Below are 16,984 nucleotides of genomic sequence, written 5' to 3'. Positions count from 1 at the left end.
CCAGGGCCCAGCAGACTCGCGTCAGTAGATCGGCTTGTCCGGCTCGATCTGGTTGACCCAGCCGATGACGCCGCCGCCGACGTGCACCGCGTCCGCGAAGCCCGCGGACTTGAGCACCGCGAGGACTTCCGCACTGCGGACGCCCGTCTTGCAGTGCAGGACGATCTTCTTGTCCTGCGGCATCGTCTCCAGAGCGGTGCCCATCAGGAACTCGTTCTTCGGGATCAGCTTGGCGCCCGGGATCGAGACGATCTCGTACTCGTTGATCTCACGGACGTCGATGATCTCGATGTTCTCGCCGTCGTCGATCCACTCCTTGAGCTGCTTGGGAGTGATCGTCGAACCAGCCGCCGCCTCCTGCGCCTCCTCCGACACGACGCCGCAGAAGGCCTCGTAGTCGATGAGCTCGGTGACGGTGGGGTTCTCGCCGCAGACCGCGCAGTCCGGGTCCTTGCGGACCTTGACCTGGCGGTACTGCATCTCCAGGGCGTCGTAGATCATCAGTCGGCCGACCAGCGGCTCACCGATGCCCGCGAGCAGCTTGATGGCCTCGTTGACCTGGATGGAGCCGATGGACGCGCAGAGCACGCCGAGCACGCCGCCCTCGGCGCAGCTCGGGACCATGCCGGGCGGCGGGGGCTCGGGGTAGAGGCAGCGGTAGCAGGGACCGTGCTCCGACCAGAACACGCTCGCCTGGCCGTCGAAGCGGTAGATGGAGCCCCAGACGTACGGCTTGTTCAGCAGCACGCACGCGTCATTGACCAAGTAGCGGGTCGCGAAGTTGTCCGTGCCGTCGACGATCAGGTCGTACTGGCCGAAGATGTCCATCACGTTCTCGGCCTCGAGCCGCTCTTCGTGCAGGACCACGTTCACGTACGGGTTGATGCCGAGCACCGAGTCCTTCGCGGACTGGGCCTTGGAGCGGCCGATGTCGGCCTGGCTGTGGATGATCTGGCGCTGCAGGTTCGACTCGTCGACCTCGTCGAACTCCACAATGCCGAGCGTGCCGACACCGGCCGCGGCGAGGTACATCAGAGCCGGCGAACCCAGGCCGCCGGCGCCCACGCACAGCACACGGGCGTTCTTCAGCCGCTTCTGCCCTTCCATCCCGACGTCCGGGATGATCAGGTGGCGGGAGTACCTGCGGACCTCGTCGACGGTGAGCTCAGCAGCTGGCTCGACCAGGGGTGGCAGCGACACGGGGGCTCCGTTGGTCGGTATGTCAGTACGGTTGTTCTCTCCGTAACACTGCCACGGCCCTCCTCATTCCGAGACACCCGGTCCGATCTGCGAGACGATTTCGTCCCAGTAGCCGGGCAGTGCCTCGAATGCGGTGCTTTGTCCTCTGTGGTCGCAGCGCGCGGTCCGGTCGGTGAAGAAGATCGTCCCCGCGCCCTGCCAGCGCGCGATACGGGTGGCCTCCTCCAGATGCGTGCGGGGCACCCCGTGGACGAAGTGCGCGAACCGCTCCGGCGGATAGTCCGCCGTCCACTCCGCCACCTGCGACCAGCGGTAATCGGTCCACGGCCCGGAGAAGGTGACCAGCTGGTCGGCGGCCTCCGCATATCCGGGGTACGGGTGCGAGCCGTGGCCGAGGACGAGATGCCCGCCGTCCACGACGGCCTCCAGCGTCGCGGTGACACGCCGCACCCCGTGCAGATCGGCCCGTTCCGTCGGACAGCGGTCCAGCAGGAAGCCGTCCACGCGGTACCACTCGAGGTAGTGGTGCGCATCGGAGACGACATCGCCGAAGGAGCGCGAGCCGTGCGCCATGTCGATGTGTCCGAGGACCTGTACGCCCGCGTTGCGCAACTTGCCCGTGGCCTCGAGACAGTGCGGGTCGGGGCGGTCGCCGGGGCCGTCGGCGACATTGAGGACGACCCAGTGCAACGGCGTGCCGGGACGGGTCAGTTCGGCCCATTCGGCGGGGGCGAGCAACGGGTGGGCGTAGCCGGGGATGCCGAAGCCGAGTCTCCCCCATCCTTCGTCCGGGGGGACCCCCACCGCGTCGGTCGCGGCGAGCTGGGTGGTGGTGGTGGTCAGATGCGACATGCTGCCTCCATCCAGATGTCGGCAAGGGATTCTTCGAGGTTGATACGGGGCCGCCAGCCGAGCCGGTCGCGGGCCGTGCGGACATCCGCCTGCTGCCAGCTGCCGCAGCCGTCGGGGTACGGCGCGGGGGTCGCCGACAGCTGCTCCAGTACGGATTCGGAGCGCGGGGCGCCGATGGACGGCCGGCCGGAGGGCCCGTCGAGCTCGTGCAGCGCGCCCGCGTAGCCCGCGACCCGGGCCAGCACGGCGGCCGCGTCCCGCAGGCGGACGGCACGTCCGGTGCCGATGTTGACGACGCCCTGCGCGGCGGACAGGGAGGCGGCGTGCACCGCGCGCGCCACGTCCCGTACGTCGACGAAGTCGCGCTGCACTCCGAGGCCGCTGAGCTTCAGTTCGCCGTCGCCGGCCTGCATGGCGCGGCGCATCGCCTCGGCAAGGCGGCCGAGCGGGGAGCCGGCCGGGGTGCCGGGGCCGACGGGTGAGAAGACCCGCAGCACGACGGCGTCCAGGCCGGAGCCGAGCACCAGTTCGGTGGCGGCGAGCTTGCTGACGCCGTACGGCCCGCCGGGGCGCGGAATCGCGTCCTCCGCGGTCGACGACCCCTGCTGGGACGGGCCGTACTCGGAGGCGCAGCCGAGCTGGACGAGCCGGGCGCCGCAGCCGCTGCGTCGCAGGGCCTCGCAGACAGTGGCGACGGCGACGGTGTTGTGCCGCGTCAGATCGCGAGCGCCGCCGCGGGTGGCGCCGGCGCAGTTGATGACGACGCCGGGGTGGACGGCGCCCAGGAAGCGGGTGAGCGCACCCGGGCTGCCGCCTGCGAGGTCGAAGCGTACGTCGGCGTCGTCGCCGCGACCGAGGGCGGTGAGGTGCACGGCCGGGTCGGCGAGCAGCCGGTCGGCGACGAAGCGGCCGAGGAATCCATTGGCACCGAGCAGCAGCACCCTCATCGCGCGGCCCCTCGGTGCCGACGGGCCGGAGCTGGGGGTTCGGGGGTCATGTCGCTTTCTCCTTAAGGGTGTTGCTGTCGATGCGGGTGCTGGTGCTGCTGGGGTACGTCCGCGGTGTCGGCTCCACGGTCGGTCTGGACGGTGTGCGCCGAGGCCCGGGACAGGGCGGCGGTGGCGTGGGCCAGCAGGCCGACGGCGGCGGCCCCGCAGGCGATTGCCGGTACGGATCCGGCGCCCCATGCGCCGACGGCCGCCTCGACGGGGCTCGCCAGGAACTCGCAGCCGGGGAGGCGTCCGGCCAGCAGCAGGACGGGGGCCGCGACTTCGGCGGCGCAGGCGGCGGCGAGTCCGGCGGCCGCGGATTCGGGGAAGCCGTGGACGATGAGCAGCCGGGCCAGGAAGAGCAGGGTGCCCAGGGCGACGGCGGGGGCGACGGCGGGGGCGAAGGCCTCGTGCGGGAGGACGAGGCCGGCCGGCACGAGCAGCGCGGTGAGGACGCAGACGTAGAACGCGACGACTGAGAGCAGCAGGGGGCGCGCGGCGGATGCGAACTCCTCCAGTCCGCGGCTGCCGTCCAGCTTGCGCCGGGCCTGTACGGAGAAGTGGCGGGCGCACCAGGCCGCGGGGGCGACCGCGAGGGCAAGGGCGACCAGCGGGGCGGCGGTCAGAGGCAGCGGTCCTACGGGTCCGCCGTGGGCGATCTGCTGCAGCAGGCCTTCGCCGTACGCCGCGTACGCCAGCAGCCAGAGCGTCCACAGGCGCACGGCGGGGACGGTGCGCCCCACCGCGCGGAGCGGCCCGCGCCGCAGACAGAGAGCGAGCGCGACGGCGGTTGCGACCGCGCCCCCGGCCCCGGCCGCGAGCCGGGCCGCGCCGTCGGTCACCTCCAGGGCGACGACCGCGAGGGCGCAGACCGCGCCCGGCAACAGCGCGAGGAGTGCACGCCCGGCGCGCCCGGCATCCCTGGTGTGTCCGGCGCCCCCGGCGTGTCCGGCTCGCGATTCGGCGGCGCGCGCCCCCGTACGTGCCGGGCTGGTACCCGATTCCCCTCCGCGCGGCACGCGCGCGTACAGCTCCTCGGCGAGCGAGAAGACATCCCGGTGACGGAAGCGCGAGGCGGTCCGGTCGGTGACGCCATGGGCTTCGAGGCCCGCGGCGATCTCGAGGGGATCGACGGCCCGCTCGCACAGCTCCCGGTGGCGGTGCATGAGCGCCTTGACGGGATCGGCGGGGCCACGGCGCGGGGCGGCGGCCTTGCCCGGCTTTGCGGGCGCGTTCTCCCCGGTCTCGGTGGTACGGGACGTGCTCATGCGCGTGCCTCCTGTGCGGTGGCGGCCGCCGCACAGACGAGCCCCGGCCCGTCCGCCCAGCGTGGTGTGCGGCCCTGCGACGGAGTGCCGCCGCCCGCCCAGTGGCCCGGTACATGCGCCTCTGCGGGATGGGCGAAGGGCAACGGTTCGCCGTCCTCGTTCACGGCCTCGCGCTGCACCGGGGAGTGCGAGATCAGCTCCAGGTAAATGCCGCGAAATGCCGTCAGGTTCTGTTCGATCGTGAAGAGTTCGAGCGCCCGGGCGCGCGCCGCGGCGCCCAGCCGTTCGCGGCGCTCCGGGTCGCGCAGCAGCGCGAGGCAGGCGTCCGCGAGCGCCCGCGGATTGCGCGGGGGCACGACGAGGCCCGTACCGCCGATGACTTCGACGACCGCGCCGACATCCGTCGACACCGTCGCGCGGCCGCAGAACATCGCCTCGACCAGGCTGATCGGGAAGCCCTCGACGACGCTGGACAGGACGACCACGCCTCCGGAGGCGTACGCGTCGGCTAGCTCGGGGGCCTCGGGCCCGCCGATCTCCTCGAAGGAGACGGGGTTGGTGCCGACGGCGTGCGCGTCGGCCGCCTCGTCCGGGAAGAGCTGGGCGGCCAGCGCCTTGCAGTGGGCGAGATACGTCGCCGCCTGGGGCCCCTGCACCGGCGCGCCGAACAGCCGCAGCCGCGCCCGCGGCTCCTTCTTGAGCACCTCGGAGAAGGCGTGGAGGAGCGCGATGAGGTCCTTGGCGGGCTCGATCCTGCCGACCCAGACGAGGGTGTGCGGGTCGCCGCTGTCCGCGCCCTCCCCCACCGCTTCCCCCACCGCCGCGAAACGATCCGCCTCCATGCCGGGGTAGACGGTCCGCAGCTTGGCGCGGTCGGCGCCGCACTTCTCCTGCCAGCGCCGTGCGTGCGTGTTGCCGGGCGTGATGACGGACGCCTGCGCGTACACCTCGGCGGCGAGCCGTCCTTGGAAGGCGGCGAGCAGGGCCCGTACCGGCGCGGTCAGCTCGCCGTCGCTCGCGGCCAGATAGTGCGCGCGCAGCTGTACGCCGTACTCCGTGACCAGCAGCGGGACGCCGAAGAAGCGTTTGGCCACCAGGCCGGACAGGGCGGCGGATCCACCGGAAGCGGCATGGCAGAGGTCGACCGCGCCGAGGCCGTCCTCGCCGTACCAGTCCAGGGAGAGCGGACGCAGCGCGCGCTCCAACTCGTCCGCGAAGGCGAGGTAGTCGGGGACGGTGGCGGCGTGCACGGTGCGGCGCGCGCCGGGGGCGCGGCAGGCGGATTCGAGGACCCGTACCGCGAGTTCGGAGCGGAGGGCCGCATAGAGGCCGCCGCTGTCGCGGGCGAGTCCGGCGAGCCCGTACAGCCCGTCGGCGAAGCCGTCGCCCTCGCCGCAGACAGCGGCGGCAAGCTCTTTGAAGTGGCCGACGAAGCGCCGTCGTTCACGCCGCCCGTACGTGCGCCCGTCGTCCTCGGGCGCCCACAGCGGTGCGGTACGCACGCGCTGCACCTGCGGCGGGAGCGGGATCCAGCCGTGGTCCTCCTGGCGCGCGCTGCGGCTCAGCGCGTAGACGTCGAACTCGTGCTGCGCGAGCCCGTGCACAAGCCGGTCGCACCACAGCCTCTGATCACCCGTCGCATACGGATAACCACCTTCCGTAAGCAGTCCGATCCGCACCAGTGCACCCCCGATCTCCCTTGTGGGCGGCCGCCGTTGGTCCGGCGACTCGCAGCGGGAAGAACGTAAGCCGGTACGCCGGTGGCGCGACGGACGGTTGTCCATCACGCCACCGGAAGGGGTGAATGCACGTAACTTTCCCACCCGGGTAGCGTTCTGTCGCGCTACGCGAGTATCTGATTACGGTGCGTCAGGCTGCGGCCAGCTCCTTGCGGCCGGAGCGGCGGGCCGCGGCGAGCACCGGGTACGACCCCGCCGCCGCTGTCAACGCATGGGGAGCCTGTGTGCGAGACACCTGTCCCGCATGCTGGACTCATCCGCCGCTGGACTCAACCGCCGGGGTGCACCCACGGGTTGGGCTTGCACTGGATCCCGTCCACGTCCAGGGACTTGGTCTGCTGCTGCATCACCGGCGCGAGCGCTCCCGGCGTGCGGCAGGTCACATGCCCGTACCCGAGCCGGTGCCCGACCTCGTGGTTGATGAGCATCTGGCGGTAGGGGAACATCGCCTTGTCGCCGTACGTCTCCGAACCCTGTGCCCAGCGGTACGCGTTGATCATCACGCGGTCGGTCGACGCGGAGTCGCAGCTGACATTGTCGACGGTCGTGTCCAGACCGGATTTGGCGCACCAGTCCGCCGTGGTCCCCGGACTCGCGAGCGTGATGACGAATTCCGGCTCGCCGGACGAGATCCGCTCGAAGGTCATGGCCCCGCCGTGCGCCCAGCTCCGCTCGTCGTTCAAGGTCTCCTGGACCGCTTTGGCGAACAGCGCGCCGTCCAGTCCGAGACCCTTCTCGACATCCACCCGGTAGCGGATCTTGCGACCCTTGCCCGGCGCCTTCTGGAAGCCGGGCACCGCCTCGAATTCACCGTCCGCCGTCAGTTTCGGATCGACCGAGAACTGAGTGGCCATCAGCTTCGCGTACGCGACCGGTGCGGCCGGAGCGGCGGGCGGCGCGCCCTTCGGCGGCACCTGCCGGCCGTTGGAGCGGGACGCCGGGCTCTGAGCGGCCCCCCGGTCCTCGCCCGCGGACTGCGCGCTCGGGGCGCCGGGCCCGTCGGTGGCGACCTGACCGGCCACGACGACCGCGAGAACGGTGGCCACCGCGGCGGCGGTGACCCCGGCGAGTGTGCGGCCCTTGCCGGCCTTGGCGGGCGGCTCTTCGGGCGCTTCCCCGTCGGCGTCGGGGACATCGGGCTCGGAGACGAGGTCGGGGACGTCGTCCCAGGAGGTGACGGAGGCGTACGGATCGGCCCCCCACTGGGCCCCCCGCGGACCTGGCACCCTGCCCTGCTGCGACAGCGCCTGTGACTGCGGCTGGTCGAACGCATCGACGAACTCTCGTCGCGGGCCCGGTATTCGCGCCCCCGTGGCGATCGTCCGCGGCGAGGCGACGGGTGTCTGCAACCGCTGCGCGCCCTGTCGGCCCTGTCCGCCCTGCCTGTTGTCGTACGGCTGCGGGACTCCCCAGCCGCCGCCCGCCTCATGCTGCTCGGGGTGCCCACCCCTGACCTGTGGCGGGCCGTACTCGGAGGAGCCGTATCCGGAAGGGACGTACCCGGAGGGGGTGTGCCGCTCGGAGCCCGTGGGCGCCGCCCCCCGCCCCCGCCGCACGCTGCCGGGGTCCGGGCCGAGGTCCTGTGGCCCACCGGCGGTCGATATGCCGGACTTCTCGTCCGATTCGGAGCCCCTCGGTGCGGGGCCTTTGCGGCTGTGTCGTCCCACGCCCCGATTCAGCTCCTGTCGAAGTCGTTCAGCAGTTCCCGGAAGGCCAGTGCGACCGTCTCCGGGTACTCCATCATGGCAACGTGCCCCGCGTCCGGGAGAGACAGCAGCCGGGAGTCCCGGAAGGCCGTCGCCGCCCTGCGCGCCATACGGTAGGCGACGAGCTGGTCCCGCCCCCCGTACACCAGGAGAGTCGGCGCCAGCACCCGCTCGGCCTGCCGCCACAGTCCGTGCTGGCCGCCGAGCGTGTACGCGTCGACGATGCCGCGCGCCGACCGGGCCATCACTTCCCAGAAGTACGGGAGCTGCATACGCCGCTCCATTTCCTCCACAGCATTGCGCAGCGCTTCCTCGTCGACCCGACTGGGGTCTCCGTAACAGAGCGCCATCACGCCTCTGGTGCGCTGCTCGGCCGTCCAGTCCTTGGTGAGTCTGCCGAACAGCGAGGCGACCCCGGGCAGCGCGAGCAGCGCGGTCGGCACGGCGGAGCGCTGGACACGCAGCTCGGGCAGAGCGGGCGAGACGAGGGTGAGGGTGCGCACCAGATCGGGCCTGACGGCCGCGACCCGGGTGGAGACCGCGCCGCCCAGGGAGTTCCCGAGCAGATGCACAGGCCCGCGCCCGGCCGCGTCCAAGTGCCGGATCACCGCCCGGGCATGCCCCGTGACCGAGTAATTGCCGTCTTCCGGCGGCGGCGAGTCCCCGAAGCCGGGCAGGTCGAGCGCCTCGCCGTCCACGACATCATCGAGCCGCTGCATCAGCGCCGACCAGTTCTGCGAGGAGCCGCCCAGCCCGTGCACGTACAGAGCGGGCGGCAGTCCGGTGCGCGCCGGGGGCCGGGATCTGACGGTGAGGGACAGCCCGGGCAGCGCGACGGAGCGCAGCTCCTCCCCCTCGGCGACCCGCACGGGCGCGACCTTGGGGGCCACCGCGGCGTTGATGGCGCGGACTCCCGGCAGCTCGGTCGAAGACATGCGGCAATGTTACGAGACGATCACACTCTGATTCGTGTGTTCGGCATCACACATCGCGTAGCGCCATGAATCAGGACCTCCTAGGCTCGTAGGAAAGGCAGCTCTCCATGGAAAGCGGTGCCGCATGCCTGTCGATCCCACCGACCCGGAGACCTTCGAGGACGAAGAGGGCCTGGGCGACGCCGCACTCGACGAAGAGGTGCCCGAGGCCGACGCCGCCGAGCAGCACACCGATATACAACCGGAACACGACGACCCGCTGACCGACATCGACCCGGAGACCGCGAACGAGGCCGATGCCGCGGAACAGGCCCGCGTCGTCTCTCTCGACGAGGACGACTACCGGTGACCTGCCCCTCTTTGCCCCCGAATCGGGAGCTACCCAGACCGTCCGGTCCGTGAAATTCTGCGTTCGCAGGACGCACAGCCGGGTTACCCAAAAGTACGATGGCGGCGCGGCGCACAGCGCGCACGGAACGAATTTTGGGAGGCGGCGTGACAGCCATCGAGCAGACAGAGGCAGCGCGCCCGCGGGGCACACGTCTGCCACGCCGAGCCCGCAGGAACCAGCTTCTGGGCGCTGCCCAGGAAGTCTTCGTGGCGCAGGGCTACCACTCGGCCGCCATGGACGACATCGCCGAGCGGGCCGGCGTCAGCAAGCCCGTGCTCTACCAGCACTTCCCGGGCAAGCTGGAGCTCTATCTCGCCCTGCTTGACCAGCACTGCGAATCGCTGCTGCACGCGGTCCGTACGGCGCTGGCGTCGACGACCGACAACAAGCTGCGCGTCGCCGCCACGATGGACGCCTACTTCGCGTACGTCGAGGACGAGGGCGGGGCCTTCCGGCTGGTCTTCGAGTCGGACCTGACGAACGAGCCCTCGGTGCGCGAGCGCGTGGACCGGGTCTCCCTCCAGTGCGCCGAGGCGATCTCGGACGTGATCGCCGAGGACACGGGCCTGTCCAAGGAAGAGTCCATGCTGCTGGCCGTGGGCCTCGGCGGGGTCTCCCAGGTGGTGGCCAGGTACTGGCTGTCCAGCGGCTCCGGCATCCCGCGCGACACGGCGGTGCAGCTGCTCACCTCCCTGACGTGGCGGGGCATCGCGGGTTTCCCGCTGCACGGCACAGAGCAGCACTGAGGCACTGCGGCGGCGCTGTCGAGGGGTGTTCGCTCCTGGCGTTGACCGCGGACGTCGGCCCCGTCCGTCGGCCGGGCTAATGTGTGCTGCGTACGGCGCGGCTGACCGCGCATCGCTGACCGTTCGGAGGGACATAGCCGTGGAGGTCAAGATCGGCGTGCAGCACGCGCCCCGGGAGATCGTTCTGGAGAGCGGGCAGTCCGCCGAGGAGGTCGAGCGCGCGGTGGGAGACGCGCTGGCCGGCAAGGCGCAGCTGCTCAGCCTCTCGGACGACAAGGGCCGCAAGGTCCTGGTACCGGCCGACCGGATCGCGTACATCGAGATCGGTGAGCCGGCGGCACGGCGCGTGGGATTCGGCGCGCTGTAGCAGGACGGCTCCGGCCACTGGAGCAGTACGCAGGAGGGCCCGGCGGGAATTCCCGCCGGGCCCTCCTTTTCTGCTCAGATCGGCTGCTCAGATCCGCTGCTCAGGTCGGCCGCTCAGGGAGGGTTGCGCTCCTCGGACGCCGGGTAGTACGGGCTACGACCGATTTGCCCGCCCCGACGTCCGTGAGGTGATCAGCAGTGCTGCTGGAAGCGCTCGGTTCAGTCCTGCTCGGACTCGCCCTCTCCTGGGCTGTTTCCCGTCATCTGCCCGACCGGCTCCCGGCACGCCGCGTGGTCTTCACAACTGGCCCGGTGGGCGCGCTGTTCGGCGCGTATGTGACGCACGCGGCGCTCGGTCCCGGTCACTTCCTGGCGACACTGGTGGGCGCGGCGGCCATCGGAGCCGTACTGCTCTCGCTGCTGATCCGGCCGTCAACGCGCCGCCTGCGCCGAGCGTTCCCTTTCTGAGGCCGCACGACGCGGCTTCCGCGAAGCCCGAGGAGCCGCGGAAGCCGCCGAAACCGCCGGAGTCTGCGAAACCTCCGCAATCGCCGGGGTCGCCCAGGCCGCCCAAGAGCTAGGCCGCGAGGCCCAGGGCCGCCATCCGCTTGGTGTGCGCCTCCGTGATCCTGGAGAACATCCGGCCCACCTCCGCGAGGTCGAAGCCGTCCGCCACACCGCCCACGAGCATCGTGGAGAGCGCGTCGCGGTCGGCCACCACGCGCTGCGCCTGGGAGAGCGCCTCGCCCATCAGCCGGCGCGCCCACAGCGCGAGCCGCCCGCCGACGCGCGGTTCGGCCTCGATCGCGGCGCGGACCTTCTCGACCGCGAAGTTCCCGTGGCCCGTGTCATCGAGCACGGCGAGCACCAGCGCGCGGGTGTCGGTGTCCAGCCGGGCCGCCACCTCACGGTAGAAGTCACTGGCGATCGAGTCGCCGACGTAGGCCTTGACCAGGCCCTCCAGCCAGTCGGACGGCGCGGTCTGGCGGTGGAAGTCGTCCAGGGCCTGGGCGAAGGGCTCCATCGCGGCGGTCGGCTCGGCCTCGATGGCGGTGAGCCGGTCGCGCAGCTGCTCGAAGTGGTGGAACTCGGCGGACGCCATCTTCGCCAGCTCCGCCTTGTCGCCGAGCGTGGGTGCGAGTTTGGCGTCCTCGGCCAGCCGCTCGAAGGCCGCGAGCTCGCCGTACGCGAGCGCGCCCAGCAGATCCACCACGGCGGCGCGGTACTGCGGGTCGGCGGACGCCGTGGCCCAGTCCTGGGCGGCGATCCCGGTGTGTTCAGTGGCGTTGTCAGGCGTCTCCATGAAGCGCACAATAGCCCGCTCGCCACAGGGCGGAAGGGGCTGGTCAGCCCCTTCCGCACCTCGGTTCCTACGATTTCACCCAACACACATGCGCGATTCCGGGGTACAGTGGTAATGCGCCTGTCGAGCGTTTTGGTTACTCGGCGGGCGATCGCAGTGTATGACTGGAGGATTTGCTCCTCCAGAGTCCCCTTGAGGATGCCCGGTCGGTGGCACGATCGGCTCCGAACCGACCGCCCTCCGCGCGGACCGTGCGCATAGTTGCGTATGACCGCAGATGAGGGGCCCCCTCAGCGGCACGAGCGCTCGAGCGACGGCAGTGGTCCCGCGCCATCCGGCCAACCCACGGCCGGCCCAGTACCCAGGTGCGGTACGACCCCCTTCGTTCGCCTCGCGCCGCGTCTCACAGAAGAGGCAAGCGCCCTGACTACGACTTTCCGGGATCTCGGGATCCTTCCCGAGACCGCCGAGGCCCTCGAAGCCGTCGGCATTCTGTCCCCGTTCCCCATCCAAGAGATGACGCTCCCCGTCGCGCTCTCCGGCAGCGATGTCATCGGCCAGGCCAAGACCGGCACCGGCAAGACGCTCGGTTTCGGCCTGCCGCTGCTCGAGCGTGTCACCGTCCCCGCGGACGTCGAGGCGGGTCGGGCGAAGCCCGAGCAGCTGACCGACGCCCCGCAGGCGTTGGTGGTCGTCCCCACTCGCGAGCTGTGCCAGCAGGTCACCAATGACCTGCTGACCGCCGGCAAGGTCCGTAACGTCCGCGTGCTCGCGATCTACGGCGGCCGTGCGTACGAACCGCAGGTCGAGGCGCTCCGCAAGGGCGTCGACGTGATCGTCGGCACCCCGGGCCGCCTGCTCGACCTGGCCGGCCAGCGCAAGCTCGACCTCTCGCATGTGCGCGCGCTCGTCCTCGACGAGGCCGACGAAATGCTCGACCTGGGCTTCCTGCCCGACGTCGAGAAGATCATCAACATGCTTCCGCCCAAGCGCCAGACGATGCTGTTCTCGGCGACCATGCCGGGTGCGGTCATCGGCCTCGCCCGCCGCTACATGTCGCAGCCCACGCACATCCGCGCGACCTCGCCGGACGGCGAGGGCGCGACCGTCGCGAACGTCACGCAGCGCGTGTACCGCGCGCACTCCATGGACAAGCCGGAGATGGTCTCGCGGATACTGCAGGCCGACGGCCGCGGGCTCGTGATGATCTTCTGCCGTACGAAGCGAACGGCGGCGGACATCGCCGAGCAGCTCGCACGTCGCGGCTTCGCCTCCGGCGCGGTCCACGGCGACCTGGGCCAGGGCGCGCGCGAACAGGCGCTGCGGGCCTTCCGCAACGGCAAGGTGGACGTCCTCGTCTGCACCGATGTCGCGGCGCGCGGCATCGACGTCGAGGGCGTGACGCACGTCATCAACTACCAGTCGCCCGAGGACGAGAAGACGTACCTGCACCGCGTCGGCCGTACGGCCCGTGCGGGCGCGTCCGGTACAGCCGTGACGCTGGTGGACTGGGACGACATCCCGCGCTGGCAGCTGATCAACAAGGCGCTCGACCTCGGTTTCAGCGACCCGGTCGAGACGTACTCCACGTCGCCGCACCTGTTCGAGGAGCTGGGCATCCCGGTCGGCACGAAGGGTGTTCTGCCGCGGGCGGAGCGCACCCGCGCGGGCCTGGCGGCGGAGGACGTCGAGGACCTGGGCGAGACGGGCGGCCGCGGCCGCAAGTCGTCGCCGTCCGCGGCCCCGACGCGGGAAGAGCGCGGACCGCGCACGCCGCGTCAGCGCCGCCGGACGCGGAGCGGCTCCACTCTCGACGCGCCGGAGCCGACGGTGACGCCGGACGCGCCGGACGCGACGGACACACCGGCCGCGCCCGACGCACCCGCTGAGCCGCGGACCCCGCGCCGCCGTCGCCGCACCCGCGTGGGAGCGCCGGCCGCGGTGGAGATGGTCGAGGCCGAGGTCGCGGTCGCGGTTGAGGTCGAGGCGGAGGTCGCGACGAAGCCGCGCCGCCGTACGCGCGCGGTGAAGGTCGCGGACCCGGTCGAGGCGGTGGCCACGGTCACGGCCGAGCCCGAGCCCGAGACGAAGCCCCGCCGCCGCACTCGCGCTGCCAAGCCGGTCGTCGAGGCGATCGTCGAAACGGCCGAGGCGGAAACGAAGCCGCGCCGCCGTACGCGGGCCGCCAAGCCCGTCGAGGCGGCCGTGGACACGCCCGAGGCGGAGACGAAGCCGCGCCGTCGCACGCGCACGCTGAAGGCGGCTCAGTCCGAGAGCTGACCGTCCCCCAAATGGCCCGGACCCGCGATGGGTCCGGGCCATTGGCTTTTCCCGGCCCGCCGTCCCGCTACGGCCGGGCGCGCGTGGGAGGTACCCCCATCCCGAACTGGGGGCAAGCCCCAGACCCGCCCCTACGCCCTGCGGGCGTGGGGGACCCCCAGTACGGCCTTCGGCCGTGTCCTCGCCGGACGGGCTTGATTTTCAAGCCCCGTGGGGGTCCCCCGGACGAAGTCTGGGGGAGATTGAGGCGCGGGGTCCGGGGCGGAGCCCCGGTTCGAGGGCGCGGGGTGGGGGAAATCTCCACCCCCGCTAGCCTCGTCGCATGAGTCGCCCGCCCACCTTCACCCCGCCCCCCTCCGTCCGCTCCCTCGACCTCCACACCTCCCGCGGCACCTTCGCCGTGCTCGATGCGCAGCCCGGCCCCGGCCGCCGCGCCGGCAGCCGCACCGCCCTCCTCCTTCCGGGGTTCGGCGGGAGCAAGGAGGACTTCATCGCCCTGCTGCAGCCCCTCGCCGAGGCCGACTACCGTGCCGTCGCCGTCGACGGTCGCGGGCAGTACGAGACCGCCGGGCCGGACGGCCAACAGGCGTACGCCCAGGAAGAGTTGGCCCGCGACGTGCTCGCGCAGGCCGAGGCGGTCGGTGGGCCCGTGCACCTCCTCGGGCACTCCCTCGGCGGGCAGATCGCCCGCGCCGCCGTCCTCATCGACCCCGCCCCCTTCCGCACGCTCACCCTCATGTCCTCCGGGCCCGCCCAGATCTCCCCCGGCCAGCAGCAGAAGGTCAAGCTGCTCTGCGACGCGCTCGCTGTCATGACGATGGATCAGGTCTGGGAGGCGATGAAGTCGCTCGACCCGCCCGAGGACGCGGACACCGGACCCGGCAACGGCGAGGACCTCCGTCGCCGCTGGATGCGCCACAACCCTGCCCAGCTGATCGCCACCGGCCGCCAGTTGACCGCGGAGCCGGACCGGGTCGACGAACTCGCCGCCGTACAGCCGCTGCCCAAGCATGTGGTCTCCGGCGAGCGGGACGACACCTGGCCGGTGCCGCTGCTCGACGCGATGGCGCGGCGGCTGGACGCTCACCGGACCGTGATCGCGGGCGCCGAGCACTCACCGAACACCGACCGCCCCAGCGAGACCGCCGCAGCCCTCGCCGCGTTCTGGGATCGGCACTGATCGAGTCGGTACGGAACGAGCCGGCACGCCGGTACGCCCGGTCCCGGCACGCCGGAACCGGGCGCGTCAGAACTGGGCCTGCAGGTGCTGCCAGAACCCGTCCCGCAGCGCCCGCCTCAGCACCGCATGCCCCCGCAGCGACCGCTGCAGCACCCTCTCCGCCTCGATCAGCAAGTCCTGGTCCACCGGACCCGGCAGATACGGATGGCCCGGCAGCAGCTCCACCATCGCCTCCCGCCCCCGCTCCCCCAGCCACGTCGCCGCGATCTGCGCCCCCACGAAGCGCACCTCGTCCCGCGACGGCGGCGGCGCGCCCTCGTTCTCGTACGTCGTGACCGGGCGGCGCGTGATGTAGGGCCGACAGAAGTCCAGGTCGAACGTCCGCTGACTGTCGACCTCCCACAGCAGCGGCTCCGCCTGATTGCGCCCCTCCGACGCCTCGATGCCCCACAGATGGACCCGCGCGCCGTACCCCTGCGCCGCCTCGACCGCCGAGACCAGGTCCTCGTCGCCGCCCACCAGCGCCGCGTCGCTGATCGCGCGGTGCCGGGCGAGTGACTCCAGGTCCGTACGGATGAGTGAGTCGACGCCCTTCTGCTGGTTGTTCGCGTTGAGGTTGCCCAGGCGCACCTTCACGTCCGGCAGCTCGGCTATGGACTGCTGCTCGGGGGTGTGGATACGGCGCCGTGCGCCGTCGTACCAGTACACCCGCAGCAGCCTGCTGTCCGCGAAGATCGTGCGGGCCTTGTCGATGAAGGCCTCGATCAGACCCTCCGCGTCCAGGTCGAAGGAGCGCCGGTCCTCGGTGCCCGCCACAAGCAACCCGGCCGCAGCATAGACGTAACCCGCGTCCACGAAGATGGCGTGGGTGGAAGGCGTCTTGGCGACCTCGGCGAGCATGCGATGGAGCAGCTCGTTGGTGCGCTCCAGGCGGGCGCCGATGTCATTGATCTCTGCGTCGTCCATACGGTGCTCATTCATACGGTGCTCATTCTCCGTGGCCGCGCCGCAGCCTGCCAGTAGTTAGGCATCCAAAAAATTTCCTTAGCGTAGGGAATGTTTGCAGGGTGCATCCCGTTGAACACGTACAGAACACAGACGGACAACCGTCGCCATCAGTTCTCCAGCAGGAGGATCAGACGAAGGGAGAAGCCATGCGCTTCGAGATCATGCGACTGGACGACGTCGACGGCACCGCCGTGGACAGCACCGTCGTAGACGCCGCCTCCGTCAACCGGATCGTGCAACAGGCCGCCTCGACCGGCCAGCGCATCTATATCCGACCGGCCGAATCCATGGCTTCGTAACACTTGACGACGTAGTGATGTGACGCACTTCGCCCCCGTACGGAATGTCCGTACGGGGGCGAAGTACGTTCGGCACACCGGCCTCAAGCCCCCTGGATGACTTGGGTGACGCCGTTGATGATCTGCTGCACGGCGATCGCGGAGAGCATCATGCCCGCGAGCCGGGTCACCAGCACCACACCGCCGTCCTTGATCAACCGGATGATCAGCAGCGAGTAGCGCATGGTCAGCCAGAGCACGACGTGCATCGCGACGATCGCCGCCCAGACCGAGATCTGCTGGGACGTGCCGTCCGCGTGCTGCACGGCCAGGATCACCGAGACGATCGCCCCCGGCCCGGCGAGCAGCGGCATGCCGAGCGGTACGAGCGCGACATTGACGTCCTTCGTCTGCTTGGGCTCGTCCGTCTTGCCGGTCAGCAGGTCGAGCGCGATGAGCAGCAGAAGCAGACCGCCCGCGATCATCAGCGCCGGTACGGAGACATGCAGGTAGTCCAGGATCTGCTGGCCCAGAATGCCGAAGACGGTGATCACGCCGAAGGCGACGGCAACCGCCTGCCAGGCCATCCGGCGCTGCACTTTGGCGGGCCGCCCGGAGGTCAGGGCGAGGAAGATCGGGGTGATCCCGGGGGGATCCATGATCACAAAAAGGGTCAGGAAGAGGGAGCCGAAAACGGCAGCGTCGAACACAGTGAGGGCCTAGCGGGAAGAGGGGTCGAACAG

Annotated in this window: 17 protein-coding genes; 7 read left to right on the top strand and 10 right to left on the bottom strand. The window is 71.1% G+C overall.

The genetic code is table 11. The features are described from left to right. Window positions 1-21 precede the first annotated feature (21 nt). From moeZ to ACFYWY_RS02705, 7 genes are all read right to left on the bottom strand, one after another. Window positions 22-1,200 carry an adenylyltransferase/sulfurtransferase MoeZ gene (moeZ, locus tag ACFYWY_RS02735; protein WP_389178593.1) on the bottom strand — a complete coding sequence of 393 codons (1,179 nt, stop codon included), beginning with the start codon at window positions 1,198-1,200 and terminating at the stop codon, window positions 22-24. 63 nt (window positions 1,201-1,263) lie between these two features. Further along, window positions 1,264-2,052 carry a spherulation-specific family 4 protein gene (locus ACFYWY_RS02730; protein WP_389178590.1) on the bottom strand — a complete coding sequence of 263 codons (789 nt, stop codon included), beginning with the start codon at window positions 2,050-2,052 and terminating at the stop codon, window positions 1,264-1,266. Continuing rightward, the gene (locus tag ACFYWY_RS02725) at window positions 2,040-2,999 is read right to left on the bottom strand and encodes an NAD-dependent epimerase/dehydratase family protein (protein WP_381193160.1); all 960 of its coding nucleotides are present in this window, start codon (window positions 2,997-2,999) and stop codon (window positions 2,040-2,042) included. Before ACFYWY_RS02725 ends, ACFYWY_RS02730 begins: the two co-directional genes overlap by 13 nt. A 62-nt stretch (window positions 3,000-3,061) precedes the next feature. Beyond that, window positions 3,062-4,309 (bottom strand): hypothetical protein, encoded by a 1,248-nt coding sequence (locus tag ACFYWY_RS02720; RefSeq protein WP_389178587.1) that lies wholly within the window; start codon window positions 4,307-4,309, stop codon window positions 3,062-3,064. Next, the gene (locus ACFYWY_RS02715) at window positions 4,306-5,988 is read right to left on the bottom strand and encodes a DUF3492 domain-containing protein (RefSeq protein WP_389178584.1); all 1,683 of its coding nucleotides are present in this window, start codon (window positions 5,986-5,988) and stop codon (window positions 4,306-4,308) included. The genes ACFYWY_RS02720 and ACFYWY_RS02715 overlap by 4 nt, the downstream gene beginning before the upstream one ends. Before the next feature lie 329 nt (window positions 5,989-6,317). Next, window positions 6,318-7,715, bottom strand: coding sequence for a DUF3152 domain-containing protein (locus ACFYWY_RS02710; RefSeq protein WP_389178581.1), 1,398 nt, complete (start codon window positions 7,713-7,715; stop codon window positions 6,318-6,320). Between the two features lie 8 nt (window positions 7,716-7,723). Then, on the bottom strand, window positions 7,724-8,689 hold the full coding sequence (locus tag ACFYWY_RS02705; RefSeq protein ID WP_389178578.1) for an alpha/beta fold hydrolase: 966 nt from the start codon (window positions 8,687-8,689) through the stop codon (window positions 7,724-7,726). 124 nt (window positions 8,690-8,813) lie between these two features. Here ACFYWY_RS02705 and ACFYWY_RS02700 point away from each other — a divergent pair, with 124 nt between their 5' ends. From ACFYWY_RS02700 to ACFYWY_RS02685, 4 genes are all read left to right on the top strand, one after another. Further along, on the top strand, window positions 8,814-9,038 hold the full coding sequence (locus ACFYWY_RS02700; RefSeq protein WP_389178575.1) for a hypothetical protein: 225 nt from the start codon (window positions 8,814-8,816) through the stop codon (window positions 9,036-9,038). Between the two features lie 146 nt (window positions 9,039-9,184). Then, a complete protein-coding gene (locus ACFYWY_RS02695) occupies window positions 9,185-9,826 on the top strand; it encodes a TetR/AcrR family transcriptional regulator (protein ID WP_389178572.1) in 642 nt (213 codons plus the stop codon). A gap of 139 nt (window positions 9,827-9,965) precedes the next feature. Then, window positions 9,966-10,193, top strand: coding sequence for a DUF3107 domain-containing protein (locus ACFYWY_RS02690; protein WP_307661278.1), 228 nt, complete (start codon window positions 9,966-9,968; stop codon window positions 10,191-10,193). A 197-nt stretch (window positions 10,194-10,390) separates the two neighbouring features. Next, window positions 10,391-10,660 carry a hypothetical protein gene (locus ACFYWY_RS02685; protein WP_389178568.1) on the top strand — a complete coding sequence of 90 codons (270 nt, stop codon included), beginning with the start codon at window positions 10,391-10,393 and terminating at the stop codon, window positions 10,658-10,660. Between the two features lie 109 nt (window positions 10,661-10,769). Here ACFYWY_RS02685 and ACFYWY_RS02680 read toward each other — a convergent pair whose 3' ends face one another. Beyond that, complete coding sequence (locus tag ACFYWY_RS02680; protein WP_389178565.1) at window positions 10,770-11,495, bottom strand: ferritin-like fold-containing protein; 726 nt, start codon at window positions 11,493-11,495, stop codon at window positions 10,770-10,772. A 516-nt stretch (window positions 11,496-12,011) separates the two neighbouring features. Here ACFYWY_RS02680 and ACFYWY_RS02675 point away from each other — a divergent pair. Further along, window positions 12,012-13,775: a DEAD/DEAH box helicase gene (locus ACFYWY_RS02675; RefSeq protein ID WP_389178561.1), complete on the top strand. Its 1,764-nt coding sequence runs from the start codon at window positions 12,012-12,014 to the stop codon at window positions 13,773-13,775. Window positions 13,776-14,097: 322 nt separating this feature from the next. Next, complete coding sequence (locus ACFYWY_RS02670) at window positions 14,098-14,955, top strand: alpha/beta fold hydrolase (protein ID WP_389178558.1); 858 nt, start codon at window positions 14,098-14,100, stop codon at window positions 14,953-14,955. 66 nt (window positions 14,956-15,021) lie between these two features. Here ACFYWY_RS02670 and ACFYWY_RS02665 read toward each other — a convergent pair whose 3' ends face one another. Beyond that, entirely contained in the window at window positions 15,022-15,936 is a 915-nt protein-coding gene (locus tag ACFYWY_RS02665; RefSeq protein ID WP_389178555.1) for an NYN domain-containing protein, read from the bottom strand. Window positions 15,937-16,109: 173 nt separating this feature from the next. On the opposite strand from ACFYWY_RS02665, the gene ACFYWY_RS02660 reads away from it, so the two are divergent. After that, a complete protein-coding gene (locus ACFYWY_RS02660; RefSeq protein WP_307661284.1) occupies window positions 16,110-16,262 on the top strand; it encodes a hypothetical protein in 153 nt (50 codons plus the stop codon). Window positions 16,263-16,345: 83 nt separating this feature from the next. Here the strand turns inward: ACFYWY_RS02660 and ACFYWY_RS02655 are convergent, their stop codons facing one another. Continuing rightward, window positions 16,346-16,951: a MarC family protein gene (locus ACFYWY_RS02655; RefSeq protein ID WP_389178552.1), complete on the bottom strand. Its 606-nt coding sequence runs from the start codon at window positions 16,949-16,951 to the stop codon at window positions 16,346-16,348. Between the last annotated feature and the right edge of the window lie 33 nt (window positions 16,952-16,984).

The organism is Streptomyces sp. NPDC002870 (genome assembly GCF_042888505.1).
Taxonomy (GTDB): domain Bacteria; phylum Actinomycetota; class Actinomycetes; order Streptomycetales; family Streptomycetaceae; genus Streptomyces.
The sequence above is the reverse complement of the archived record's forward strand: the minus strand, read 5'-3'. Positions and strand labels throughout refer to the sequence as shown.

Excerpts from the sequence above, each read along its gene's own strand:
- ACFYWY_RS02705 (WP_389178578.1), bottom strand. The coding sequence starts at position 8,689 with ATGTCTTCGACCGAGCTGCCGGGAGTCCGCGCCATCAACGCCGCGGTG.
- ACFYWY_RS02700 (WP_389178575.1), top strand. The coding sequence starts at position 8,814 with ATGCCTGTCGATCCCACCGACCCGGAGACCTTCGAGGACGAAGAGGGC.
- ACFYWY_RS02660 (WP_307661284.1), top strand. The coding sequence starts at position 16,110 with ATGCGCTTCGAGATCATGCGACTGGACGACGTCGACGGCACCGCCGTG.
- ACFYWY_RS02680 (WP_389178565.1), bottom strand. The coding sequence starts at position 11,495 with ATGGAGACGCCTGACAACGCCACTGAACACACCGGGATCGCCGCCCAG.
- ACFYWY_RS02730 (WP_389178590.1), bottom strand. The coding sequence starts at position 2,052 with ATGTCGCATCTGACCACCACCACCACCCAGCTCGCCGCGACCGACGCG.
- ACFYWY_RS02665 (WP_389178555.1), bottom strand. The coding sequence starts at position 15,936 with ATGAATGAGCACCGTATGGACGACGCAGAGATCAATGACATCGGCGCC.
- ACFYWY_RS02720 (WP_389178587.1), bottom strand. The coding sequence starts at position 4,309 with ATGAGCACGTCCCGTACCACCGAGACCGGGGAGAACGCGCCCGCAAAG.
- ACFYWY_RS02725 (WP_381193160.1), bottom strand. The coding sequence starts at position 2,999 with ATGAGGGTGCTGCTGCTCGGTGCCAATGGATTCCTCGGCCGCTTCGTC.
- ACFYWY_RS02675 (WP_389178561.1), top strand. The coding sequence starts at position 12,012 with ATGACGCTCCCCGTCGCGCTCTCCGGCAGCGATGTCATCGGCCAGGCC.
- ACFYWY_RS02670 (WP_389178558.1), top strand. The coding sequence starts at position 14,098 with ATGAGTCGCCCGCCCACCTTCACCCCGCCCCCCTCCGTCCGCTCCCTC.